This is a genomic window from Streptomyces sp. CNQ085, assembly GCF_022614595.1.
Classification (GTDB): domain Bacteria; phylum Actinomycetota; class Actinomycetes; order Streptomycetales; family Streptomycetaceae; genus Streptomyces.
Map to the genome: position 1 here is coordinate 29508 of NZ_JAJFAU010000009.1, position 22099 is coordinate 51606.

The 22099-nt window shown below is 74.5% G+C and carries 21 protein-coding genes; 7 read left to right on the top strand and 14 right to left on the bottom strand.

The features are described from left to right. Positions 1-65: 65 nt before the first annotated feature. The 4 genes from LJ221_RS03470 to purD all read right to left on the bottom strand — a co-directional run bounded on the left by LJ221_RS03470 (position 66) and on the right by purD (position 5964). Entirely contained in the window at positions 66-980 is a 915-nt protein-coding gene (locus tag LJ221_RS03470) for a phosphoribosylaminoimidazolesuccinocarboxamide synthase (protein WP_241713593.1), read from the bottom strand. Positions 981-1118: 138 nt separating this feature from the next. After that, entirely contained in the window at positions 1119-2597 is a 1479-nt protein-coding gene (locus tag LJ221_RS03475; RefSeq protein WP_241713594.1) for a N,N-dimethylformamidase beta subunit family domain-containing protein, read from the bottom strand. 197 nt (positions 2598-2794) lie between these two features. Beyond that, a complete protein-coding gene (locus tag LJ221_RS03480; RefSeq protein ID WP_241713595.1) occupies positions 2795-4435 on the bottom strand; it encodes a hypothetical protein in 1641 nt (546 codons plus the stop codon). A 242-nt stretch (positions 4436-4677) separates the two neighbouring features. Further along, positions 4678-5964 carry a phosphoribosylamine--glycine ligase gene (gene purD / locus LJ221_RS03485; RefSeq protein WP_241713596.1) on the bottom strand — a complete coding sequence of 429 codons (1287 nt, stop codon included), beginning with the start codon at positions 5962-5964 and terminating at the stop codon, positions 4678-4680. Positions 5965-6284: 320 nt separating this feature from the next. Here purD and LJ221_RS03490 point away from each other — a divergent pair, with 320 nt between their 5' ends. After that, complete coding sequence (locus LJ221_RS03490; protein ID WP_374228363.1) at positions 6285-7022, top strand: SLATT domain-containing protein; 738 nt, start codon at positions 6285-6287, stop codon at positions 7020-7022. A gap of 52 nt (positions 7023-7074) precedes the next feature. Here the strand turns inward: LJ221_RS03490 and LJ221_RS03495 are convergent, their stop codons facing one another. Next, positions 7075-7725, bottom strand: coding sequence for a hypothetical protein (locus LJ221_RS03495; protein WP_241713597.1), 651 nt, complete (start codon positions 7723-7725; stop codon positions 7075-7077). Between the two features lie 74 nt (positions 7726-7799). Then, entirely contained in the window at positions 7800-8453 is a 654-nt protein-coding gene (locus LJ221_RS03500; RefSeq protein ID WP_241713598.1) for a GntR family transcriptional regulator, read from the bottom strand. 158 nt (positions 8454-8611) lie between these two features. On the opposite strand from LJ221_RS03500, the gene LJ221_RS03505 reads away from it, so the two are divergent. Next, the gene (locus LJ221_RS03505; RefSeq protein WP_241713599.1) at positions 8612-9223 is read left to right on the top strand and encodes a DJ-1/PfpI family protein; all 612 of its coding nucleotides are present in this window, start codon (positions 8612-8614) and stop codon (positions 9221-9223) included. Continuing rightward, positions 9220-9699, top strand: a complete 480-nt coding sequence (locus tag LJ221_RS03510; RefSeq protein WP_241713600.1) for a MarR family winged helix-turn-helix transcriptional regulator — start codon at positions 9220-9222, stop codon at positions 9697-9699. The genes LJ221_RS03505 and LJ221_RS03510 overlap by 4 nt, the downstream gene beginning before the upstream one ends. 59 nt (positions 9700-9758) lie before the next feature. Here LJ221_RS03510 and LJ221_RS03515 read toward each other — a convergent pair whose 3' ends face one another. Next, complete coding sequence (locus tag LJ221_RS03515; protein ID WP_241713602.1) at positions 9759-11042, bottom strand: adenylosuccinate synthase; 1284 nt, start codon at positions 11040-11042, stop codon at positions 9759-9761. Between the two features lie 303 nt (positions 11043-11345). On the opposite strand from LJ221_RS03515, the gene LJ221_RS03520 reads away from it, so the two are divergent. Next, a complete protein-coding gene (locus LJ221_RS03520; RefSeq protein WP_241713604.1) occupies positions 11346-12224 on the top strand; it encodes a diacylglycerol kinase in 879 nt (292 codons plus the stop codon). 16 nt (positions 12225-12240) lie between these two features. Here the strand turns inward: LJ221_RS03520 and LJ221_RS03525 are convergent, their stop codons facing one another. Continuing rightward, entirely contained in the window at positions 12241-12825 is a 585-nt protein-coding gene (locus tag LJ221_RS03525) for a GbsR/MarR family transcriptional regulator (protein ID WP_374228366.1), read from the bottom strand. Positions 12826-12921: 96 nt separating this feature from the next. Between LJ221_RS03525 and LJ221_RS03530 the strand changes: the two genes are divergently transcribed. From LJ221_RS03530 to LJ221_RS03540, 3 genes are all read left to right on the top strand, one after another. Next, positions 12922-13887, top strand: coding sequence for an ABC transporter ATP-binding protein (locus tag LJ221_RS03530; protein WP_241713605.1), 966 nt, complete (start codon positions 12922-12924; stop codon positions 13885-13887). Beyond that, the gene (locus tag LJ221_RS03535) at positions 13884-15521 is read left to right on the top strand and encodes an ABC transporter permease (protein ID WP_241713607.1); all 1638 of its coding nucleotides are present in this window, start codon (positions 13884-13886) and stop codon (positions 15519-15521) included. The genes LJ221_RS03530 and LJ221_RS03535 overlap by 4 nt, the downstream gene beginning before the upstream one ends. A gap of 185 nt (positions 15522-15706) precedes the next feature. Then, positions 15707-16300 (top strand): hypothetical protein, encoded by a 594-nt coding sequence (locus tag LJ221_RS03540; protein ID WP_241713609.1) that lies wholly within the window; start codon positions 15707-15709, stop codon positions 16298-16300. Positions 16301-16323: 23 nt separating this feature from the next. Here the strand turns inward: LJ221_RS03540 and LJ221_RS03545 are convergent, their stop codons facing one another. The 6 genes from LJ221_RS03545 to LJ221_RS03570 all read right to left on the bottom strand — a co-directional run bounded on the left by LJ221_RS03545 (position 16324) and on the right by LJ221_RS03570 (position 22081). Further along, positions 16324-18180 (bottom strand): DUF4328 domain-containing protein, encoded by a 1857-nt coding sequence (locus tag LJ221_RS03545; protein WP_241713610.1) that lies wholly within the window; start codon positions 18178-18180, stop codon positions 16324-16326. Positions 18181-18337: 157 nt separating this feature from the next. After that, on the bottom strand, positions 18338-18550 hold the full coding sequence (locus tag LJ221_RS03550; RefSeq protein ID WP_241713611.1) for a hypothetical protein: 213 nt from the start codon (positions 18548-18550) through the stop codon (positions 18338-18340). A gap of 67 nt (positions 18551-18617) precedes the next feature. Continuing rightward, positions 18618-19409, bottom strand: a complete 792-nt coding sequence (locus LJ221_RS03555; protein ID WP_241713612.1) for a S9 family peptidase — start codon at positions 19407-19409, stop codon at positions 18618-18620. After that, positions 19402-20664 carry a kynureninase gene (gene kynU, locus LJ221_RS03560; protein WP_241713613.1) on the bottom strand — a complete coding sequence of 421 codons (1263 nt, stop codon included), beginning with the start codon at positions 20662-20664 and terminating at the stop codon, positions 19402-19404. Before kynU ends, LJ221_RS03555 begins: the two co-directional genes overlap by 8 nt. After that, complete coding sequence (locus LJ221_RS03565; protein WP_241713614.1) at positions 20657-21562, bottom strand: tryptophan 2,3-dioxygenase family protein; 906 nt, start codon at positions 21560-21562, stop codon at positions 20657-20659. Before LJ221_RS03565 ends, kynU begins: the two co-directional genes overlap by 8 nt. 105 nt (positions 21563-21667) lie before the next feature. Further along, entirely contained in the window at positions 21668-22081 is a 414-nt protein-coding gene (locus LJ221_RS03570) for a DUF3151 domain-containing protein (protein WP_241713615.1), read from the bottom strand. Positions 22082-22099 lie beyond the last annotated feature (18 nt).

Here is a 22099-nt window from a genome sequence, read left to right on the forward strand (position 1 = left end):
GGTCATGTGCTCTCCACCGAGCTGCCGCCGGGTGCCCCGGCCGACTGGACGGGCCGCACGCGCGGTCAGCTCCAGCGGGTGCCCGTCAGCAGCTCGTACGCCTCGATGTAGCGGGCGCGGGTGCGCTCGACAACCTCGGCGGGCAGCTCGGGCGGGGGGACCTCGCCGCCGCGGTCCCAGCCGGCGGCCGGGGAGGTCAGCCAGTCGCGGACGATCTGCTTGTCGAACGAGGGCTGGGAGCGGCCCGGCTCCCACGCGTCGACGGGCCAGAAGCGCGAGGAGTCCGGCGTCAGCACCTCGTCGGCGAGCACCAGCCGTTCCTCACCGCCCTCCTCCACGGCCCGCCCGAACTCGAACTTGGTGTCGGCCAGGATGATGCCCCGCTCCCTGGCGATGTCGCGGCCCCGGGAGTAGACGGCCAGGGTGAGCTGGCGCAGCTCGGCGGCGGTCTCGGCGCCGGCCCGGCGGGCGACCTCCTCGTAGGGGACGTTCTCGTCGTGCTCGCCGACCTCCGCCTTGGTGGCCGGGGTGAAGATGGGGGCGGGCAGCTCGGAGCCGTCCTCCAGGCCCTCGGGCAGGGCGAGGCCACAGACGGTGCGGGCCTGGCGGTACTCGACCAGGCCCGAACCGGTGAGGTAGCCGCGGGCCACGCACTCGACCGGGACCATGCGCAGGGAGCGGCAGACCACGGTGCGGCCCGCCCAGTCGGCCGGGGCACCCGGCGGCAGCTCGGTGGAGAGCACATGACCCGGTACCAGGTCGGCGAGCTGGTCGAACCACCACAGGGAGAGCTGGGTGAGGACGCGGCCCTTGTCGGGGATCTCCGTCGGCAGCACCCAGTCGTAGGCGGACACCCGGTCGCTGGCGACCATCACCAGATCCCCCGCCTCGTTCCGGTACAGGTCCCGCACCTTGCCTGTGTGCACGTGCACCAGACCCGGCACCTGTACGGGTTCGGGCTTCTCCACGAATCCGGTCACGGCTCCTCCTGTGGCTCGGTCCAGAAGTTCCGATTCTCCCGTACCGCCGCCCTCCCCACCGGCCGGGGTCGGACGGACGGGTGGGCTCGTACCGCGCGAACGGCCCCGCCCGGAAGGGCCGGAGGGGGCCGTGGGCGCTCAGGGGTGTTTGCAGATGTGGTCCAGGAGGTTGGCCGTGGCCCGCTGGATGCGGGAGTCGGTGTGGCCGGGGCGGTCCAGGGCCGGGGACCAGGCGAAGGTGCCCGAGGCGAAGACCAGGGCGCCGCCGGGCGCCTCGTACAGGGAGGTCTCCTGGTGGCGGCGGGCGCCGGAGGCGTCCCGGTAGGGAGAGTGGGCGAGCAGGATGCGGCCGGTGTGCGGGGGCAGGGCGGTGCGCGGGAAGTAGCGGTCGGCCTCGCCCGTCACCAGACCGGGCAGTTCCTCGCCCTCCGCCGCCCCGGTGGCCTCCCACAGCCAGTGGGAGGCGTTCCGTACGACCATCGGGTGCGGCCGGGGCACCTGGCCCGCGTACTGGATGCCCAGCACCCGCTGTTCGGGGTCGCCCTGGTCGCGCCAGCGCCGCGAGCGGCCCGGGCCGCGCCGCTTACGGCAGATCATCAGCCGGTCGGGGGTTCCGGAGGGCGAGGGGCCCAGCTCGACCTGCCAGTACATGGTGTTGGCCGAGAGGAAGACCAGCGAGGTGCCGTCGTCACGGGCCTTCTCCACGGCCCGGCGCATGGGCTCCGACCAGTACTCGTCGTGGCCGGCGAAGACCAGACCGCGGTAGCGGGAGGGATCGACGCGGCCCGCGTGCAGATCGCGGGTGTCGGCATAGGCCAGGTCGTAGCCGTAGCGCTCGGCCCAGCGGATGAAGTCGTAGGCGTGGCCCACGTGCAGGGGCAGGCCCGCGCCCGCGTACGGCCGGTCGAAGGAGATGGTCACGGCCGCCTCCTCCTCCCCCAGCAGCCGCCCCTCACCGTCCCAGGCGTGGTAGAGGCTGGCGCCGGTGCGGCCGTCCTCGGGGAAGAGGTTGTACGCCTGCCAGGTGACGTCGGGGAGGACCAGCAGCAGGTCGCCGGGGCGCTCGTCGCGGACGGTGAAGGGGATGTGGGAGCGGTGGCCGTCGGCGGTGGTCAGCACGGCCACGTGGGCGCCGGTGCTCCAGTAGTCCGGGATCTGGAGCCGCCAGGAGAGCCACCAGTGGTGGCAGGAGACGGTGCGGTCGGCGGTCAGCGGCGCCGGCTGGACGATGCCGGACAGCCGGGGGCTGGTGGTGATCTTGGTGGCGCCCTCGCCGGCGTAGTGGCCGATGCGGTAGATGTCCACACCGAAGGGCTGGGGCGGGTTGACCGTGATCCGGAAGTCGATGGACCCACCGGGCGAGACCGCGCTCTCGGAGGTGAAGCCCTTGATCTGGCAGTGCACGTCGTCGGCGGCGCACGGGCCGCCGCCCGCAGTGGAGGGGGCGCGTGCGCCGTCCAGGCTGCTGTGGTCGATGTACCAGGGGACGACGTGGCCGGTGTCGTCGAAGTAGTGCTCGCCGCACCGCAGCCAGGGCAGTGGTCCCTGCCCGAACGGATCGGTGACCGCGTGTGCGAGAGCCCCCGACTCCCAGCGCCGGATCTGCTCCGTGCCCACCTGCCTCTCCCCTCCCTGTGCCCGTCCCGCGATGCCGGGCACCAGCACATCACATAAAGCGAACGTCCTGTCACCCTTTGTCGCACAACAGCCGGGGCCGGGGGCCGAATCCGTCTCGAACGGACTCGAACGGAGAGGCGAGGGAGGCAGGAGCCGGGGCCGCTCCCGGCCCACCCGGGCGGCTCGGGCCAGGCGGCTCAGACCAGACGGATGGGCTTGTCGGGCCGTACGCCGACGGCCGCCAGCCAGTCGCGCAGCGGCCGGGGGTCGCCGTCCTCGGCGAGGGCGAGGACGGGACGGACCAGGTCCGCGCGGCGTTCGCCGTCGACGAACAGGGCGGGGCCGTCCAGCCAGTCGAGCCCGGGGGCCGCCCCGGCGGTGTCCACGGCCGCGCAGCACACGGCGGCCGTGACGTGCTCGGCCAGCAGCTCGCGTCCGGAGCGCGGCGGCTGTAGGGGGAAGCCGCCGCCGGGCGGGAGGAGCGCGCCGTCCCCGCCGGGCACGGGCAGGGGTATCGAGCCGGCCTCGCGGGCGGCCCCGGCCCGGGCGGCCTCCTCACGGGCGAGGTCGGCCCCGATCCGGGCGGCGAGCGCGTCGGCGCCACCGGCCGGGACATCCGGGGCCGCCACACCGGCCAGCCGGTCGATCAGCTCGGCCAGCGTCGGGGTCTTCTCGGCCCGCAGCGCCGCGAAGAGGCGGGCGGCCCCGGAGCGCCAGATGCGGTCCACGACCTCTTCCGGGTACTCCTGCCAGTCCACCGGGGCCCAGTCGGGGCCGGGCTCGGCCGGACCGCCGTGGAAGAGGCGCGCGGCCAGCAGGGAGACCTGACGGTCCACCTCACCGGGCTCCTCCAGCAGGTCGCAGGCGGGGCGCTCGCCCAGCCGGGTGGCGAAGCCCTCGGCCAGCCGGTCGCGCCGGGACAGCTCGGTGAGAGCGGAGACCACTCCGGCGTCCAGCCGGGCGGGCCAGCGCCCCGTGCGCCAGGCGGGCAGCGCGACCCTGGTCAGCAGCCGGTCCCAGCCGGCGTACGCCAGGCCCACCTGTTCCTGGGCGACGACCCGCAGGCCGTAGTCGACCGTCTGGGCCCGCACCGCGGCCGCGGCCGCGACCATGCGTTCCATCTCCGCGGCGTGGGAGGCCCCGGCACGCAGCAGCAGCCGGGAGACCCAGCCGGCGAAGTCGTACGCGAGCCGTCTGGGCGCCGGACCGCGGGCCGCGACGGCGACCGCCGCGGCGGCGTCCAGCCCGCGGACGAAGCGCCGGGCGGCGGCGATGTCCGGGTGGGCGGACGGGCCCGTCCCGGCCACGATCGGGGCGAGCAGCGCCCGCAGCTCGGCCACCCGCATCCACCACAGGAAGGGGGAGCCGACGACGAGCACGGGGGCGCCCGCGCCGCGCTTCCCCGCGCCGGGGCGCGGCAGACGCCGGCCGCGGGCGGTGTGCGCCCGGTCCTCCAGCCAGCTGTCGCAGTCCGGCGTCAGGGCTATCGCCGAGGGCTCGGGGACGTCCAGCCGGTCGGCGAGATCACGTATCAGCCGGTACAGGTCGGGGGCGGCCGACTCGTCGATCTGCACGGTGGGACTGACCGCCGGGCGCGCCCGGGCGATCACCGCGGCCACGCCCGCGGCCGCGGCGATCACCGGTACGGCGACCGCCGCGGCCGTCCAGCGCAGCGCGTCCCAGCCGTCGCCGCGGAGGTGGCCGGTGGCCCCTCCTGCCAGCAGGACGACCGCCGCGGCGGCGGGTAGCAGCGCGGCGCCCAGCGCGGCGCCGCGCACCCTCAGGACCGCCAGTGCGTGATCGCGCGCCGAACGCGCGCCCGTCTCCGGTACCGCCATGAGCCGCTCACCCCCTCGCCGTTCCCCCGCGCCTGCCGTCACTCCCCCACTGTGGCACCGGCGACCGACATCGCAATGTGCGGTGGGCCACTTGCCGGAGCCGTCCGCGGGAACCCTAGTCGGCGCCCGGGTGGCCGTCAGCCGGATGAGAAAGCGGTCACTCGATGGAATGGCTTTGGGTAAAGCTGGGTGCGGAAATCCCCTCGCCGGAGTGCCCTGCCGAAACCCGGCCGGGCGCCGGCTCAGACCTGCCCGGCCGCCTCCCCGGTCACCTGTCCGGCCCCGGCCGCCGCGGCGGCGATGTCGCCGCGGTGGTGCGAACCCGCCAGCCGGATGCGGGACACCGCCCGGTAGGCGTGCTCACGTGCCTCGGCGAGCCCGGCTCCGGTGGCCGTGACGGACAGGACCCGGCCACCCGCGCTGACCACGCGCCCCTCCTCGTCCAGCCGGGTACCGGCGTGGAGGACGTAGGCGGTGGGGGCGTCCTTCCCGGCGACCTCCTCCAGGCCCTCGATGACATCCCCCGTACGGGGAGACACGGGGTAGCCCTCGGAGGCGACGACGACGGTGACGGCCGCGTCGTCGCTCCAGAGCAGCGGCGGGAACTCGGCCAGGGCGCCGGTGGCCGCCGCGTACAGCAGCCCGGACAGCGGGGTCCTCAGACGGGCCAGGACGACCTGGGTCTCCGGATCGCCGAATCGCGCGTTGAACTCCACCACGCGCACCCCGCGCGAGGTGATGGCCAGGCCCGCGTAGAGCAGCCCGGAGAAGGGGGTGCCGCGGCGGCGCATCTCGTCCACGGTGGGCTGCAGGACGGTGACCAGCACCTCGTCGGCCAGCTTGGGGTCGGCCCAGGGCAGCGGCGAGTAGGCGCCCATGCCGCCGGTGTTGGGGCCCTCGTCCCCGTCGTGGGCGCGCTTGAAGTCCTGGGCGGGCCGCAGCGGTACGACGCACTCGCCGTCGGTCACGGCGAACAGCGAGACCTCGGGGCCGTCCAGGTACTCCTCGACCACCACCCGCCCGCAGCCGCGGGCGTGGGCGCGGGCGGCCTCCAGGTCGGGGGTGACGACGACGCCCTTGCCCGCCGCCAGCCCGTCGTCCTTGACGACGTACGGAGGCCCGAAGGCGTCCAGCGCACGGTCGGTCTCCTCGTCGGTGGTGCACACGTAGGAGCGGGCCGTGGGGACCCCGGCGGCCGCCATGACCTCCTTGGCGAACGCCTTGGAGCCCTCCAGCCGGGCCGCCTCGGCCGACGGGCCGAAGACGGCGATGCCGCGCTCGCGCACGGCGTCGGCCACCCCGGCCACCAGCGGGGCCTCCGGCCCCACCACGACGAGATCGGCCTCCAGGCCTGCGGCCAGTGCGGCCACGGCCGGGCCGTCGAGCGCGTCGACGGAGTGCAGGGTCGCCACCTGGGCGATTCCGGCGTTGCCGGGCGCGCAGTGCAGCGAGGTGACGTCGGGGTCGAGGGATAGGGAGCGGCACAGGGCGTGTTCGCGGGCGCCGCCGCCGATGACGAGGACCTTCACGCCCTGCACCCTATCCGTCCCTTCCCGGGCCCCGGCGGGTCCGCCCGGCAGGCGGACAGCGGGGCCCGCGCGGTGTCGTGCGCGGTGTCGTGCGTGGTGTCGTGCGTGGTCAGGGGCGCGAGATGGCAGCCGAAACGCTCTTCTCACTCCATCGGGTGAGAAGAGCGGGGCCTGCATACCCAATCGGGATGCACGTATGGGCGGAAATACCGCGAAGGCCGAGAGACCTCCCACTTTTGGGGGTAGGAAGGGGCACCGAGCGGTCCGAGGGAGGTCCGTCCGCGAGTGGATCCGAGCGAGGGCTTTGTTGGGAGTGGCGGGTGAGTCAGCCGGAGATGCGCCCCGGAACGGGCGGCGGTACGGGGCGGGGCGGGCACGGGGATCTGCTCGGGCGGCCGTTCCCGCTGGGGGACTGGGGCGAGCCCGCCGAGCGTCTGGACGAGCTGTACCAGTGGGTGGAGAGCGGGGCGCTGGAGGTCGTGGAGTGGTATCTGGCCGACCGGGTGCGCAGGCGCCGGTGGGCCAGGGCGCTGCGGGCGGGGACCGCCGCCGGGCTGGCGGCCGGGGGCGGCCTGCCGCTGCTGGAGCTGGCCGGCGGGGTGCGCGGTGCGGCCCTGTGGGCGTTCCCGGCGCTGCTGCTGGCGGCCGTGTGCGCGGGGTGCGACCGCTGGTTCGGGCTGACCTCGGGCTGGATGCGCGGCATCGCCACGGCGCAGGCGGTCCAGCGGCGGCTGGAGACGCTGCAGTACGACTGGGCTTCGGAGAGCGTGCGCGAGGTGCTCGGGCCCACCGAGGGCACGGCCGGTGAGGCCGCCGAGCGGTGCCTGGGGGTGCTGCGGCGCTTCTGGGAGGATGTGACCGAGCTGGTGAGGGGCGAGACCGCCGCCTGGATGGTGGAGTTCCGCTCCGGTCCGGCGCCGCTGCACACCCAGTCGCTGACCTCCTCCGCCTGGAGTACGCGCCCGGCGCAGTCCGCCGCGCAGCCGGCCCGCTTCTCGATGCCGCCGGGAGTCCGGCCGAGCATGCCGCGACAGCGACCTCCGGAGGGGCCGCGCTGACGGCTGCCGACGACGGCCGGTACAGCGGCGGTCGGAGAGCCCGGCCGGGAAGTCAGCCGAAGAGGATCATGGAGCCCTGCGCCAGGCTCCGGGTGGCCGCGGCGTGCAGTCCCAGCCAGACGTGGCGCTCCCGTGCGAACGGCCCGGCGTCGTACGCCGGGATGGCGGCCGGTTCGTCCAGTTCTGTGGGACGGGCCGGGGGTGCCGGGGCCGGGGGAGGGTTGGCCGGGTCGATGCCCAGGTACGGGGCGACCGCCTCGAGTTCGCGCAGCAGTCCGTGGCTGGAGCCCAGCGGGCCACCACCGGCGAGGAGTTCGTCGTCGAAGAGCGGATGGGCGAAGTCGACCGGGACGTACGCGCCGGCGTGGTCGTAGTGCCACACCAGGTGCGACTGCTGGGCCGTCGGGGCGAACATCTCCAGCAACTGCTCGTAGTCGCCGCCGAGCGCGTCGACCGGGGTGACCTCCAGGCCGCAGAGCTGGAGGAGGTGGGCGCGGCGCAGGAAGTGCAGCGCGTCGTAGTCGAAGCCGGCGACCGGCGCCACATCGCCCGACAGCCCCGGCATGTAGCCGTGGACGGGGATCGGCTGCTGTCCGGCGGCGATCAGCGCCCTGTCGTACGACGCGAGTTCCTCGGCGAAGGGATTGTCGGGGCTGTGGCACAGCACGTCGACGAGCGGCACCAGCCAGAGGTCACAGGCCAACGGGTACTCCAATGCGACAGGCGGTGGACGGCGGGCGCGGGCGGTACGGAATCCGGGCGCAACAGAGTAGTCGCTCACTCCAGTTTCCCGACGAGGGCGAGGCAGAGCTCGTCGCAGGCCGCGACGAGGCGCCCGGCCGCCGTGTCGTCCCCGTGCGCGACCGCCTCGGCCAGCTCACGGTAGCCGGTCCACAGCACGTTCCGCAGGCCGGGCCGCTCGCGCAGATGCGGTACGGCGAAGACCCAGCACCGCACGCGCAGCCGGTCCAGGAACTCGGTTATGTAGGGATTGCCCCTCAGCTCGCCCAGCTCCCGCCAGAAGCGCAGGTCGTAGCCGATGAGCACGTCCAGGTCCCCGGCGTGCACGGCCCGCTCGGCCGCCTCGGCACGGCGGCGCACCGAGGCCAGCCGCTCGTCGCCGGGGGCGGGCCGGTCCGGTCCGGCGGATCCGCGGAAGACGCCCTCGGCGACCAGGGCGCGCGCCTGGACCATGGCCCGGTAGTCGGCGGATGTGAAGACGTGGACGCGGAAACCCCGGTGCTGCTCCACGTCCAGCAGGCCCTGCGCGGACAGGTCGACGAGCGCCTCGCGCACCGGGGTGGCGGAGACGCCGTACTGCTCGGCTATCTCCTTGACCGTGAAGCCCCGGCCGGCCGGGAGCCGCCCGGCGAGCACCTCGTCGCGCAGCGCGTCCGCGATCTGCGCGCGCAGTGTGCTGCGCTGGATCACGGGCGCCTCCTCACGGCTCGGGCCGTCCGGGCGTCGGTGCCGTCTCGCACCCGCCCCCCTTTCCAGGGGTCAGCGTAGCGCCTGCCCTTTGACAGCATTCAGTCAAACTGACAGTATATTGTCATATACGACCGGGTGGGCAGTTCTGAGGAGGAGCCGTGGAACGCGGGACCGTGCACGTCGCCGTCTACGACACCTTCGCCGACTGGGAGGCCTCCTACGCCGCCACCGCCCTGACCGGCGCCGGACACCATGTGGTGTACGTGGGCGAGAGCGGCGAGCCCGTGATCAGCATGGGCGGCATGCAGGTGTCGCCCGGTCTGTCGATCGCCGATCTGCGGCCCGAGGACAGCGCGCTGCTGATCCTGCCGGGGGCGGACGCCTGGGAGACGGTGATTCCGCCCTTCGCCGCGGCGGCCCGCGCCTTCCTGGACGCCGAAGTGCCCGTCGCCGCCATCTGCGGGGCCGTGACCGGGCTGGCGAAGGAGGGGCTGCTCGACGACCGCCCCCACACCGGCGCCGCCGCCGAGGTGCTGGCCGCCACCGGCTACCGGGGCGGCGGCCACTACCGCGAGACGGACGCCTGCGCCGACGGGGACCTGATCACCGCCGGGCCCACCGAGCCGGTGGCGTTCGCCCGCGAGATCCTGGCCCGGCTGGAAGTGTACCCGCCCGAGGTGCTGGACGCCTGGTTCCGGCTGTTCCGCCACTCCGACGCGAGCGCCCACGGGGTGCTGGCGGCCCACGAGGGCGCGAGCGGGGCGGCGTGAGCGCCCCCGGGCTGCTGTCGGGGACGGCGCTGGCGGTCTTCCGGCTGAACGGGCGGTTCCTGTCCGCCGCCGAGCGGCTGGCCCGGCCAGCCGGGCTGACCGCCGCCTGGTGGCAAGTGCTCGGCGCGGTACTGCGCGAGCCGCTGCCGGTGGCGGGCGTAGCCCGCGCCATGGGCGTCACCCGGCAGAGCGTGCAGCGTGTGGCGGACCTGCTGGTGGAACGCGGCCTGGCGGTGTACGAGCCCAACCCCGCGCACCGCCGGGCCAAGCTGCTCGCCCCCACCGGGGAGGGTCGTGCGGCGGTGGACCGGCTCACCCCGGGTCACGCGGAGTTCGCCGCGCGGCTGACCGAGGCGCTGGGGGGCGAGGATGCCTTCGCCGAGGTGTACGACGCGCTGGAGCGGCTGTCGAAGGCGCTGGACGGCCTGGAGGCGCGGAGCGGCGGCGACGAGGGCGGCGGCCCCGGCCGGGGGTGAGCGAGCGGGCGTGCGGGGCGTGCGGAAACACACCCCCCGCACGCCCCGGGGAGGCCCGGTCAGAGGAACGAGTTGATCTGGATCGTCTCGTCCCGGCCCGGGCCGACGCCGATGGCGGAGATCGGCGCGCCCGACATCTCCTCCAGCGCCTTCACGTAGGACTGCGCGTTCTTCGGCAGGTCGGAGAACTCCTTGGCCCCCGAGAGGTCCTCGGACCAGCCCGGCAGCATCTCGTAGACCGGCTCGGCGTGGTGGAAGTCGGTCTGGCTGTAGGGCAGCTCGTCGACCCGCCGGCCGTCGATCTCGTAGGCGACGCAGACAGGGATGCTCTCCCAGCCGGTGAGCACGTCCAGCTTGGTGAGGAAGAAGTCGGTGAGCCCGTTGACACGGGTGGCGTACCGGGCGATCACCGCGTCGAACCAGCCGCAGCGCCGGTCGCGGCCGGTGGTGACGCCGCGCTCGCCGCCGATGGTGCGCAGCTTCTCGCCGTCCTCGTCGAACAGCTCCGTCGGGAACGGCCCGGCGCCCACGCGCGTGGTGTACGCCTTGAGGATGCCGATGACCCGGTCGATCCTCGTCGGGCCCACCCCCGCCCCGGTGCAGGCGCCGCCGGCGGTCGGGTTGGAGGAGGTCACGAAGGGGTAGGTGCCGTGGTCCACGTCCAGCAGCGTGCCCTGACCGCCCTCGAAGAGGACGACCTTGTCCTCGTCGAGCGCGTCGTTGAGCAGCAGAGTGGTGTCGCGGACGTAGCCGCGCAGCGCGTCCGCGTAGCCGAGCAGCTCCTCGACCACCTGCTCCACGGCGATGGCCCGGCGGTTGTAGAGCTTGGCGAGGACCTGGTTCTTCTGGTCGAGGGCCGCCTCGACCTTCTGCGTCAGGATCGACTCGTCGAAGAGGTCCTGGACGCGGATGCCCACGCGGTTGATCTTGTCCGCGTACGTCGGGCCGATACCGCGGCCGGTGGTGCCGATCTTGCGCTTGCCCAGGAAGCGCTCGGTCACCTTGTCCATCGTGGTGTGGTAAGGCGTGATCAGGTGTGCGTTGCCGCTGATCAGCAGCTTGGAAGTGTCCACGCCGCGCTCTTCGAGCCCGCTCAGCTCGGAGAGCAGGACCGCCGGGTCCACCACGACACCGTTTCCGATCACCGGGACGCAGCCCGGGGAGAGGATGCCGGAGGGGAGCAGGTGGAGCGCGTACTTCTGGTCGCCGACGACGACCGTGTGGCCGGCGTTGTTGCCGCCCTGATAGCGCACCACGTAGTCCACCGAGCCACCGAGCAGGTCGGTGGCCTTCCCCTTGCCTTCATCACCCCACTGAGCGCCGAGCAGCACGAGTGCGGGCACAGGCGTACACCCCTTCCGGCCGGGGCATGTCCAACGTGCGTGTCGGCCGTGAACCGAACGCGCCGACAAGAGCCGTCGGACCGGTGCCCCGAATCGACGAAACCCCTGGCCGCAACAGCGACAGGGGCTCTTGCACCGAGAGATTACCGGACTCCTCCGACGGGAGGCGAACGCGACGACCCCCGGCCGCACCCCCGCCGATCCCGCCGTCCGTACCCATCACAGCCAATTCCCGTCCGCGGCCGCCGATTCCGGCCGCCCCCGTGGCCGCAGGCGGCCGGGACAACCGAAGGAAGGACCGAGGTGCCGGTTCCGCATCCGCTGCTCGTGCTCGTCGACCCCCTCGCCCGCCGCACGGACGGCGAGTCCGTACGGATCGCCAGGGACGTGCTGGCCGCGGGCTCTCCCGGAGTGAAGGTGTGCCTGCCGGACGGCCCCGAGGAGGCCGCGCGGGCGCTGGCCCGCCGGGGCCGCCGGCGCCCGGTGGTGATAGGGGACGACCGGGCGCTGCTGCGTGCGGTACGGCTGCTGCACCTGGAGCGCGGGCTGGCGCACTGCGCGCTGTCGGTGGTGCCGGTGGGACGGCCGGGGTCGGTGGCGCTGGCCGGGACACTGGGAGTGCCGCTGGACGCGGTGCGGGCGGCGCGGACGGTGCTGGAAGGCCGGGAGAGGCGCTTCGACCTGCTGACAGACGACAGCGGCGGAGTGGTGCTGGGGGACTTGCGCATCCCGCCACTGCTCGGGGACCGGGAACCGCGCGACGGGGCGGGCGGTCCGGCGCGCGGGCCGCTGGGCCGCTGCCGCTCCCTGGTGCGCACCCTGGCCCGGCCCGCGCCCGGCCCGGGGGCGGCGCGGCTGCGCGTCGAGGCCGACGGTGTGCTGCTGACCGACCTCGACAACCCGGTGGAGCGGGTCTCGCTCACGCCGGGCGGCGGTCTGGTGGACGTGGTCGTGCGCCGGCGGGCGCAGGACGGTCCGGTGCGGGCGCGGGCCCGTACGGTCACGGTCTCGGGGCCGCACTTCCGCTACCGCGCCGACGCGGTGGTCTCCGGCCCCGTCCTCACCCGCACCTGGACGGCGCACCCCTCGGCGCTGCGCCTGACCGTACCGCCAGCCGGCCCCTCGGACACTTCTCCGGCCGCTCCCCCGGCCGTGCCGCCCCAACGGCCCTCGCCCGCCTGAGGCCCGGGGCGGGGCCTCACGGGGGAGTGGATCCGCCGCCGTGCGCGGCCTCGCGGTGGGCGTGCCAGCGGTCCAGCATCATGGCCAGCTCCCGCCGCATGAAGTCGAAGAACTCCGCCGTCTCGGCTATGCGGCGGCCCGCCGGGGTGTCGGGGCCGACGGCCTTGAGGCCCTGGTCGAAGGTGGCGTCCCAGCGCCCGAGCAGCGCGTCGCGGTCGGTCATCGCCTCGTACCAGATGTCCGCGTGCACCCGGTAGCGCTCCCGGCGCGAGCCCGGTTCCCGTTCGCGGGTGACCAGATGGACCTGGGAGAGGTAGCGGATGGCGCCGGAGACGGCCGCCGGGCTGATCCGCAGGCGCTCGGAGAGTTCGGCGGAGCCGAGGGTGCCGGAGTCCTCGGTCAGCAGGCAGGCGAAGACCCGCGAGGCCATGCGCTGCATGCCCGCCTCGGTCAGCTCGGCGGCGAAGCGCTCCACGAACTCGGCGACCTCGGGGCCGTAGGACCGCGTGCGCGGGCCGGCGGCCCGCTCCGCCCGCTCCGCCCGCTCGGTCCGCTCGTTCGGCTCGTTCGGCTCATTCGGCTCATTCGGCTGTTCACTCACCACCACGGACCCCATCCTTCCAGGTCACCGGCCCCTGACCCATCTCATCCATTTACTACCTTCACAAATTTCTGAAATTAAAGTATCTTCGCAAACATGACCAAGGCAACCGCAGCCATCTCGGTCTCCGGTCTCGTGAAGACCTTCGGCCGCACCCGTGCGCTCGACGGACTCGACCTGCACGTCGAGACCGGCGAGGTCCACGGCTTCCTCGGGCCCAACGGGTCGGGGAAATCCACCACCATCCGCGTTCTGCTGGGTCTGCTGCGCGCCGACTCCGGCACCGCCCGGCTGCTGGGAGGCGATCCCTGGCGGGACGCCGTCGGGCTCCACCGCCGCGTGGCCTACGTGCCCGGCGACGTGACCCTGTGGCGCAACCTCTCCGGGGGAGAGGTCATCGACCTCTACGGACGGCTGCGCGGCGGGCTCGACGCCCGGCGCCGCGACGAGTTGCTGGAGCGCTTCGAACTCGACCCCACCAAGAAGGGCCGCACCTACTCCAAGGGCAACCGGCAGAAGGTCGCCCTCGTCGCCGCCTTCGCCTCCGACGTGGAGCTGCTGATCCTGGACGAACCGACCTCCGGGCTCGACCCGCTGATGGAGGGCGTCTTCCGGGACTGCGTCGCCGAGGAGCGCGACCAGGGGCGGACGGTACTGCTGTCCAGCCACATCCTCGGCGAGGTCGAGGCGCTGTGCGACCGGGTCAGCATCATCCGCCGCGGCGTCACCGTCGAGAGCGGATCGCTCGCCGACCTGCGGCATCTGACCCGTACCTCCGTCGGCGCGGAGCTCGCGGGCGAGCCGGACGGGCTGTCCGGCCTGCCCGGCGTCCACGACCTGTCCGTCCGGGGCCACCGGGTGCGGCTCCAGGTGGACACCGACAAGCTGGACGGCGTGCTGCGGCGGCTCGCGGAGACCGGCGTGCGGAGCCTCACCTGCACCCCGCCCACCCTGGAGGAGCTCTTCCTGCGGCACTACCGGGAGGACGGGGCCGGCGCGGCCGGCGGCGACCGCGGCGGCACCGTCGCGACGGCCGACGGCGAGGAGGTCGTGGCGTCATGACCACTGTCGCCCGGCCCGCGGCGGCCGCCCGCCGCGACGGATCCCGCCGCGACCTGGCCGGCACCGGCACGCTGCTGCGGCTCGCGCTGCGCCGCGACCGTGTGCTGATCCCGGTGTGGGTCCTGCTGCTGACCGTGCTCGCCGTGCAGAACGCCACGGCCATCGAGCAGTTCTACCCCACCGCCGCCGAACGCGCCGAACTGGTCGCCTCGATGAACGCCAACGCCTCGATGCGCGCGGTGTACGGCCCGGCCTTCAGCAGTTCCCCGGGCGGTCTGGCCGTCTGGGAGATGCTCACCATCGGCAGCGTACTCATCGCCATCATGAGCATGATCATCGTGGTGCGGCACACCCGCGAGGAGGAGGAGACCGGCCGCCAGGAGCTTGTCTCCGCCGCGATGGTGGGCCGCCGCGCCCCGCTCACCTCCGCCCTGCTGGCCGCGGCGATCGCGAACGCCGCCGTCGCCGTCCTCGTCACCCTCGGCCTGGCCGGTACCGGGCTGCCCGCGGGCGGATCGCTGACCACCGGGCTCGCCCTGGGCGGCACCGGGCTGGTCTTCGCCGCGGTCGCCGCCCTGGCCGCCCAGCTCACCGAGAGCGCCCGGCTCGCCAAGGGGCTGACCGGTGCCGTGCTGGGCGCGGTCTTCGTCCTGCGGGCCGCCGGGGACTCCGGCACCGCCGACGGCTCCTCACCCCTGGCCTGGACCTCCCCACTGGCCTGGGCGCGCAACGCACGGCCGTTCGCCGACGAGCGGCCCTGGGTCCTGCTGCTGTCGCTGGGCCTGGCCGCGGCGCTGACGGCCGCCGCGTACGAGCTGGCCGGGCGGCGCGACATCGGCGCGAGCTTCCTGGCCACCCGGCCCGGACCGGCCACCGGCCGGATCAACGGCCCCTACGGACTGGCCCGGCGGCTCCAGCGCGGCTCGCTGCTGGGCTGGGGCACCGGGCTGGTGCTCGCGGGGCTGATCTTCGGCGCCATGGCCGAGGGGGCGGCCGATCTGCTCGGTGACAACGAGCAGAGCCGCGAGATCATCGAGCGGATGGGCGGCGCGTCGGGCATCACCGACGCCTTCCTCGCCGCCATGGCCGGGCTGTTCGGCATGATCACCGCGATCTACGCGGTGGGCGCGGTCCTGCGGATGCGCGGCGAGGAGACCTCCGAGCGCGCCGAGCCGGTCCTGGCCGGTGCGGTGCCCCGGCTGCGCTGGGCGGCAGGCCACCTGCTCTTCGCCTTCGCCGGCTCGGCCGTACTGCTCGCCGCCTGCGGTCTGGCCATGGGAGCGGGCTACGGACTGGCGGCCGGGGAGCCCGGCGCGGTGTGGCGGGTGACCGGTGCGGTCCTCGCGCAGGCACCGGCGGTGTGGGCGCTGGCCGCGGTGGCGGTGCTGCTCCTGGGCGCCGTGCCCGGAGCGGCCGCGGCGGCGTGGGGGCTGGTCGGCGGCGCGCTCGTCATCGGCTGGCTCGGCCCAGCCCTCGACCTGCCCGGGGCGGTCATGAACCTCACGCCGTTCACGCATCTGCCCAAGCTGCCGGGCGGGGACCCGGCCGCGGCGCCGTACCTGTGGACGCTGCTGGCCGCGGCGGCGCTGACGGCGGTGGGGCTCGCCGCGTTCCGCCGCCGCGACATCGGCTGACACCGGTCGGCCCAGGACGACATCGGCCGAGCGCCGCGGGGCACCGGACGGGACGGGCCGGGCGGGGCTCGTTCCGCCGTACGGGGCAGGCACGTCATCCCCCCGCACCATCCGGGGATGCGGGGCGGTGGGGACGCTGCTCGCATGGGGGCGACGCGCATCCGAACGCAGTGGAGGCCACCGCCATGCACTTCCACCGTCCCCGCACCCCTGCCCGGTGTCGCCGCGCACACCGCACACTGGCCACCGGTACGGCCGCCGCCCTGGCGCTGGCGGCGGCCCCCGCCTCCGCGTACACCGCCGGAGAAGGGGGCGGTGAGCCGGGCGCCGTCCAGGAACTCGTCCTCACCCCCGCCCTCGCGGGCGGAAGCGGCAGCGGGGCCGTCGGCGTACGCGCCGTGTGCGAGGCGGGCGGCTCGGGCGGCGTGGTCTCCTCGCCCGCCTTCGAGCGGACCGTCACACTCGAACGCGCCGACGGCCGTCCCGCCCGGGAGAGACACGCCACCGCCGCCCTGCGGGACGGGCTGGCCGTCGGCGGCAGCTACCCCGTGGTCGCGGTCTGCGGCACCGGGGAACTGCTGTCCGCCTCTTTCACGCACACCGGCGTCACGGCGGAACCCGGTGCCCAATCGTCCGCGGCCGCGGTCTTCGGCGGTGCGGCCGCCCTGGCGGGGCTGGCGGCCGGCGCGGTGCTCCTGCGCCACCGCGCCGGGGCCCTGTCCGCGGCACGCCGACTGCGCCGGACCGGTGGACGGCGCAGCCGACGGGCGGCGGAGTGACGAGCGGGTCGGTGACGAGCGGGTCAGCGGGCGGCCTTGACCCGGTCCTCCTGGAGTGAGGTCAGCCGCAGGACGACCAGGATCGCCAGCACCGTGGTGGGCACGGCCAGGAAGTCGGCGAGGACCATGAGGGCCGCGCTGCCCTGTGCCTGGCCGACGGTCCCGGCGTCGTACCACGGCTCGTAGTTGACGAATCCGATGATCATGCTGATCAGCCACATCGTCCACCAGCCGTTGAGCAGGCCGCGGTTGCTGCTCCGGCACGGTCCGTACCAGGTGGTCCGGGACGAGGTGAGGTCGCTGTGGTCGCAGATGTCGTTGATGATCTGCTTGGGCATGAAGAACCAGACCACCGGCACCAGCCAGGAGCCGATCGCCCACCCCTGGTGGTAGCGGATCTGCCCGGGGGCGAACGCCTCCGCGTTGGCCCGGATCCGCCAGAACCACACCAGCCACAGCACGACCACCGGCAGCTGGAACAGCGCGGAGAGGCCCGCCATCGCCTCGGTGGTGCTCCGCAGCGAGCCGTAGTCGAGGGCCGCGTACGCCAGGTGGCTCCCCTCGTGGAGATCGTCCAGCTCCCCGTAGACCTGGATGTCCAGCACGAACTGCACCAGCGTGCACAGCAGCAGTGCGCTCAGTCCGGCACTCAGCACGAGGGACAGCGTGCGCGCCGAGCGCGCGGCACCGGGGCGCACGCCACCGGACGCCGGGTAGGAGGCGGTGACCGGGGGCGGGGGCGTGGAGTGCCACTGCCGGGGCGCCTGCGGCGGGCCGGCCGGGCCCGACGGGTACATGGGCCGGGGCGGCACGGCCGGCGGGACGGGCGTCGCGTACCCCTGGGCGGTGCCCGGCACGGCTCCCGGCGTGAGCCCCATGTGCGGCACCTGCCTGCCCGGTGCGACGGGTGGCGCGGGCGGCCCCGAGGACACCGAGGACGCACGCCCGGGCGGTGCGAGGGCGCTCGCCGCCGCGTCCGGGTCCTCGCTGTCCAGCAGCCGCACCGCGTGGCGGCCGAGCTGGGCCAGCACCTCGCCCGGCAGCCAGGTCCCGCCGGACGGCGTGCGGGCCACCACGCGGCCGGCCAGGGCGTCGAGCGCGGGCCGGCCGGCCGGATCCTTGACCAGGCAGTCCGCCATCAGCTCGCGCAGCGGTTTGGGAATCCCGGTCAGATCGGGCTCCTCCTCGGCGATGCGGAACAGCAGGGCGTGGAAGCCGCTGTCGGCCGTGCCGAACGGCATCCGCCCGGTCGCCGCGTAGGCGAGCACCGCGCCGAGGCAGAACACGTCACCGGCCGGGGTGACCCGCTCGCCGCGTACCTGCTCGGGCGACATGAAGCCCGGCGAGCCGATGACGACGCCGGTCTGGGTCAGCCCGCTCCCGGTCACCGAGTCCAGGGCGCGGGCGATGCCGAAGTCGATCACCTTCGGCCCGTCAATGGTGACCAGCACGTTCGACGGTTTCAGGTCGCGGTGCACCAGCCCCGCGCCGTGGATCGCGCGCAACGCCTCGATCAGCCCGGCGGCCAGCACGTACACCGACTGCTCGGGCAGCGGACCGTAGTCCTCGTCCACCACCTCCTGCAGCGACGGCCCGGCGATGTAGCCGGTGGCCACCCAGGGGGTCGCCGCCTCGGTGTCGGCGTCCAGTACCGGAGCCGTCCACTGGCCGCCGACCCGCCGTGCGGCGTTGACCTCCTTGGCGAAGCGTTCGCGGAAGGAGGACTGGCGGGCCAGCTCCTCCTGGACGACCTTCACCGCGACCGTACGGCCGCGTTCGGAACGTGCCAGGTAGACCCGGCCCATACCGCCCGCGCCCAGTCTGCCCAGCAACCTGTACGCGCCGATCCAGCGCGGGTCACCGTCCCCCAGTGGTTCCATCGCGCGCGGCTCCTCCCCGTTCACCTCGTCCGTCGAGGATAGAGGTGCGGACGCACGACGGTGACGACGGCAACCGATCCGTGACCGGCTCCCCGCCGCCGGGGCCGGAGCGGCCCCGGACACGTCAGCCTCCGGGGGACGGTCCCCGAGACCACCGTCATGGCGAAGGGGACCGCCGCCCCCGCCAGGGCCAGACGCGGCAGTCGGCGGGCCGGACCGCGCAGGGCGGCGGGGGCAGCAGCCGGAACGCGAAGGCTCCGGCCAGCAGTTCCACGCGCGGGTCGTACAGGGCGTCACGGGCCGTCCGCGGCTCGGTGGGCCGCCGGGAGCCGCCGGCGGTCTTCGCCGCCGTCCTCGTCGTGTCGGTCACGGTGACGCCCCCAGGGACCGCGGGCGTCCCGGTCGTCCGCCCGCGGTCCCATCCTTCCGGGTCCGTCTCAGGTACCGCACGCCCGGTTGCCGGGCGCCCGTCCGGCGTACCGCGCCAGTTCCTCCGCCAGCAGCGCGAAGGCCGCCGTGCCCGGAGTGACGGGCGCGTAGTGGCCGGTGCCGGGCAGTTCGACGAGCCGGACGGCGGAACGGCCGGCGGCGTAGCGGCGGGACAGCTCGACAGGCACGTCCGCGTCCTCTGCGCCGTGCAGCAGCACCACGGGGGCCGCCCCCGGGTCCGGCGGCGGCAGCAGTGCCGGGTCGGCCTCGGGCAGCCGGGCGGCGAGGTGCTCCTCGCCGCCCAGCAGCTCGGCCACCGCGCCGCCGCTCAGACCCAGTTCGTGGGCGCGGGCGAGGTCGGCCACCGGGGCCGCTGCCACCACCGGGCACCGCGCCAGGCCCCGGGAGGCCGCCCACAGCGCGAGGTGGCCGCCCGCCGAGTGCCCGGCCAGCGCCCGCGGCTCCCCCACTCCACGCAGGTGGTCCAGGGCGGCACGGATGTCCTCGAAGGTACCCGGCCGGCCGCCGCCCCCGCCGACGCGCCGGTACTCCACCAGCGCCACCCGCAGCCCGTACCCGCCGGCCAGCGCGGCGGCAAGCGGGGACAGGTGGACGCGGTCGTACGCCTCCCGCCAGAAACCGCCGTGCAGAACGGCCACCAGGGGCCCGCCGGACGGGCCGTACAGGTCGATCACCTGCGAGGGGTGGGTGCCGTAGCGCTCGGTGGCGGACGGCGCCACCGGGGCCAGGCCCAGCAGCGCCGCCTCCTCCGCCTCGCACACGGACGCCGTCTCAGGCATCGTGCTTCGCCAGCACCCCGCCGAGGACGCGGGCGGCCAGCTCGGCGTCGGCGAAGGACGTGTACAGCGGGGTGAAGCCGAAGCGCAGCACGTCCGGGCGGCGGAAGTCGCCCACCACGCCGCGCGCGACCAGCTCCGCCATCACCGCCTCGGCGTCCGCGCAGCGCAGCGCGATCTGGCTGCCGCGCCGGGCGTGCTCGGCCGGGGTCACCGACTCCACACGCCCCTCGGGCACGTACGCCTCCGCACAGCGCAGGAAGAAGTCCGTCAGGGCCAGGCTCTTGGCACGCACGGCCGCCACATCCACCCCGTCCCAGACCTTCAGCGCCTCCTCCAGCGCCAGCATGGACAGGATGTCCGGCGTCCCGACCCGGCCGCGCGGCGCGCCGTCGGCGGGCTCGTACTCGTGGCTCATGCCGAACGGGTCGGCGTGCGAGTTCCAGCCGGGCAGCGGGGAGTCGAAGCGCGGCTGGAGACCGCTGCGGACGTAGAGGTACGCCGGGGCGCCGGGCCCGCCGTTGAGGTACTTGTAGGTGCAGCCGACGGCCAGGTCCACGCCGTGTTCGTCCAGTCCGACCGGGAGGGCGCCGGCGCTGTGGCACAGGTCCCACACCGTGTACGCCCCCGCCTCGCGGGCGGCGGCGGTGACGCCGGGCAGGTCGTGGAGCTCGCCGGTGCGGTAGTCGACGTGGTTGACCAGCACGGCGGCGGTGCGCGGGCCCACCGAGCCGAGGATGCCCCCGGCCGGGATCGCGCGGACCGCGGCGCCGGTCAGCCGGGCGGCGGAGGCGGCGATGTAGCCGTCGGTGGGGAAGGTGGTGGCGTCCACCAGGAGGTCGGTGCGGGCCGGGTTGTCCTCGCGGGCCATCCGGATCGCGGCGACCACAGCCTTGAGAACGTTGACGCTGGTGGAGTCGCCCGCCACGATCTGGCCGGGCGCGGCGCCGACGATCGGGGAGATCAGGTCGCCGACCCGCTCGGGCGCGGTCCACCAGCCGGACTCGGTCCAGGAGCGGATCCGCAGCCGCCCCCACTCGCGCTCCACCACGTCGGCGACGCGGGCCGGCACCGAGCGGGGCAGCGCGCCCAGGGAGTTGCCGTCGAGGTAGACGACTCGCTCGCCCCTCTCGTCCTCCAGAACGAAGGCGTCGCGCCGGCCGGCCAGGGCGTCGGCGGCGTCGAGCCTGGCCGCCTCCTCGCGCAGGGCGGCGTTTCCCACGGCGTTCCCAGGGACGTTCTCGGTTGCGTCAGACATAACTGCGGGCCGTCCAGAGCTCGGGGAAGACGTTCTTGCGGGCGCGCTTCTCCAGCCAGGCGACACCCGCGGAGCCGCCGGTGCCCTGCTTGGAACCCATCGCACGGCGGGTGGCCACCAGATGGTCGTTGCGCCAGCGCCAGACCTGCTCGGCCACCTCGGTCAGCGCCTCGCCCAGGCGCAGTGGCTCGCTGCCGGGGTCGCCGGAGTAGATCCGCGCCCAGACCCGCTCGACCGCCGGGTGCGGCTCGTACCGCTGCGAGACGTCCCGGCCAGTGACCTCCTCGGGGATGTCCTCGCCGCGGCGGGCGAGATGGCGCAGCACCTCGTCGTACAGGCTCGGCTCATGCAGGGCCTTCTCCAGCTCGTCGTGGACGCGCGGCGCACCGCGGTGCGGGACGAGCATGGACGCCGACTTCTCCCCGAGCATGAACTCCATGCGCCGGTACATCGCGGACTGGAAGCCGGAACCCTCGCCGAGGGCTCCGCGGTAGGCGTTGAACTGCGCCGGTGTGAGGTGGGCCAGTGGCTCCCAGGAGGCGTTGAGCGAGAGCATCTCGTACACCGAGCGCTTGAGCGCCTCCCGCGCGGTGCGCGGGTCGTCCGCGCGCAGTGCCTGGGAGGCGACCGTCCACTCGTGGACGATGACGGTGAACCACAGCTCCATCACCTGTGTGGTCACCAGGAAGGACATCTCTCCGGGGTCCTCGGAGAGGGGGTGCTGGAGGTGGGTGAGGACGTCCGCCTTGACGTAGTCCTCGTAGGGGGTGGTGCCCGCGAAATCGAGGTTCGGGTTCTCCGAACCGTTCTCGGCTCCGGCTCCGGCGCCGGTCCCCGCCCCGGACTGTGCTCCGGCCTGCTGTGAGGTCTCCGGCTGCTCTGGTTGCTCTGGTGGCATGGCTGTTTCTCTGCTCTCCTCGCGCGCTCGCCCGGGGTCGCCGGGCCTTCTCCGCAGATCATCGGTTCGGGGCCCGGCGACGGCAAGGGCCGGTCGGGAGAGCCGTCAGGAAAGCGTCGCCGCCGCGGTGGGCGAACTCTCCTTCAGGAAGGTGGTGCAGCGCTCGTACTCCTCCTGCTCGCCGATGGCCTGGGCGGCGCGGGCGAGGGCATGCAGGGCGCGCAGGAAACCGCGGTTCGGCTCGTGCTCGAACGGGATCGGGCCGTGCCCCTTCCAGCCGCTGCGGCGCAGGGAGTCCAGGCCGCGGTGGTAGCCGGTGCGGGCGTACGCGTACGACTCGACCGTGCGTCCGGCCGTGAAGGCGTCGTCCGCGAGCTGCGCCCAGGCCAGGGAGGAGGTCGGGTGCTTCGCCGCGACCTCGGCGGGCGAGGTGCCCGAGGCGAGCAGCTCGCGCGGCTCGGGATCGTCGGGAAGGTGGGTCGGGGGCGGTCCCCCGAGCAGGTTCTCGTGAATGGCCATGGCCCCAGTCTGCACGCT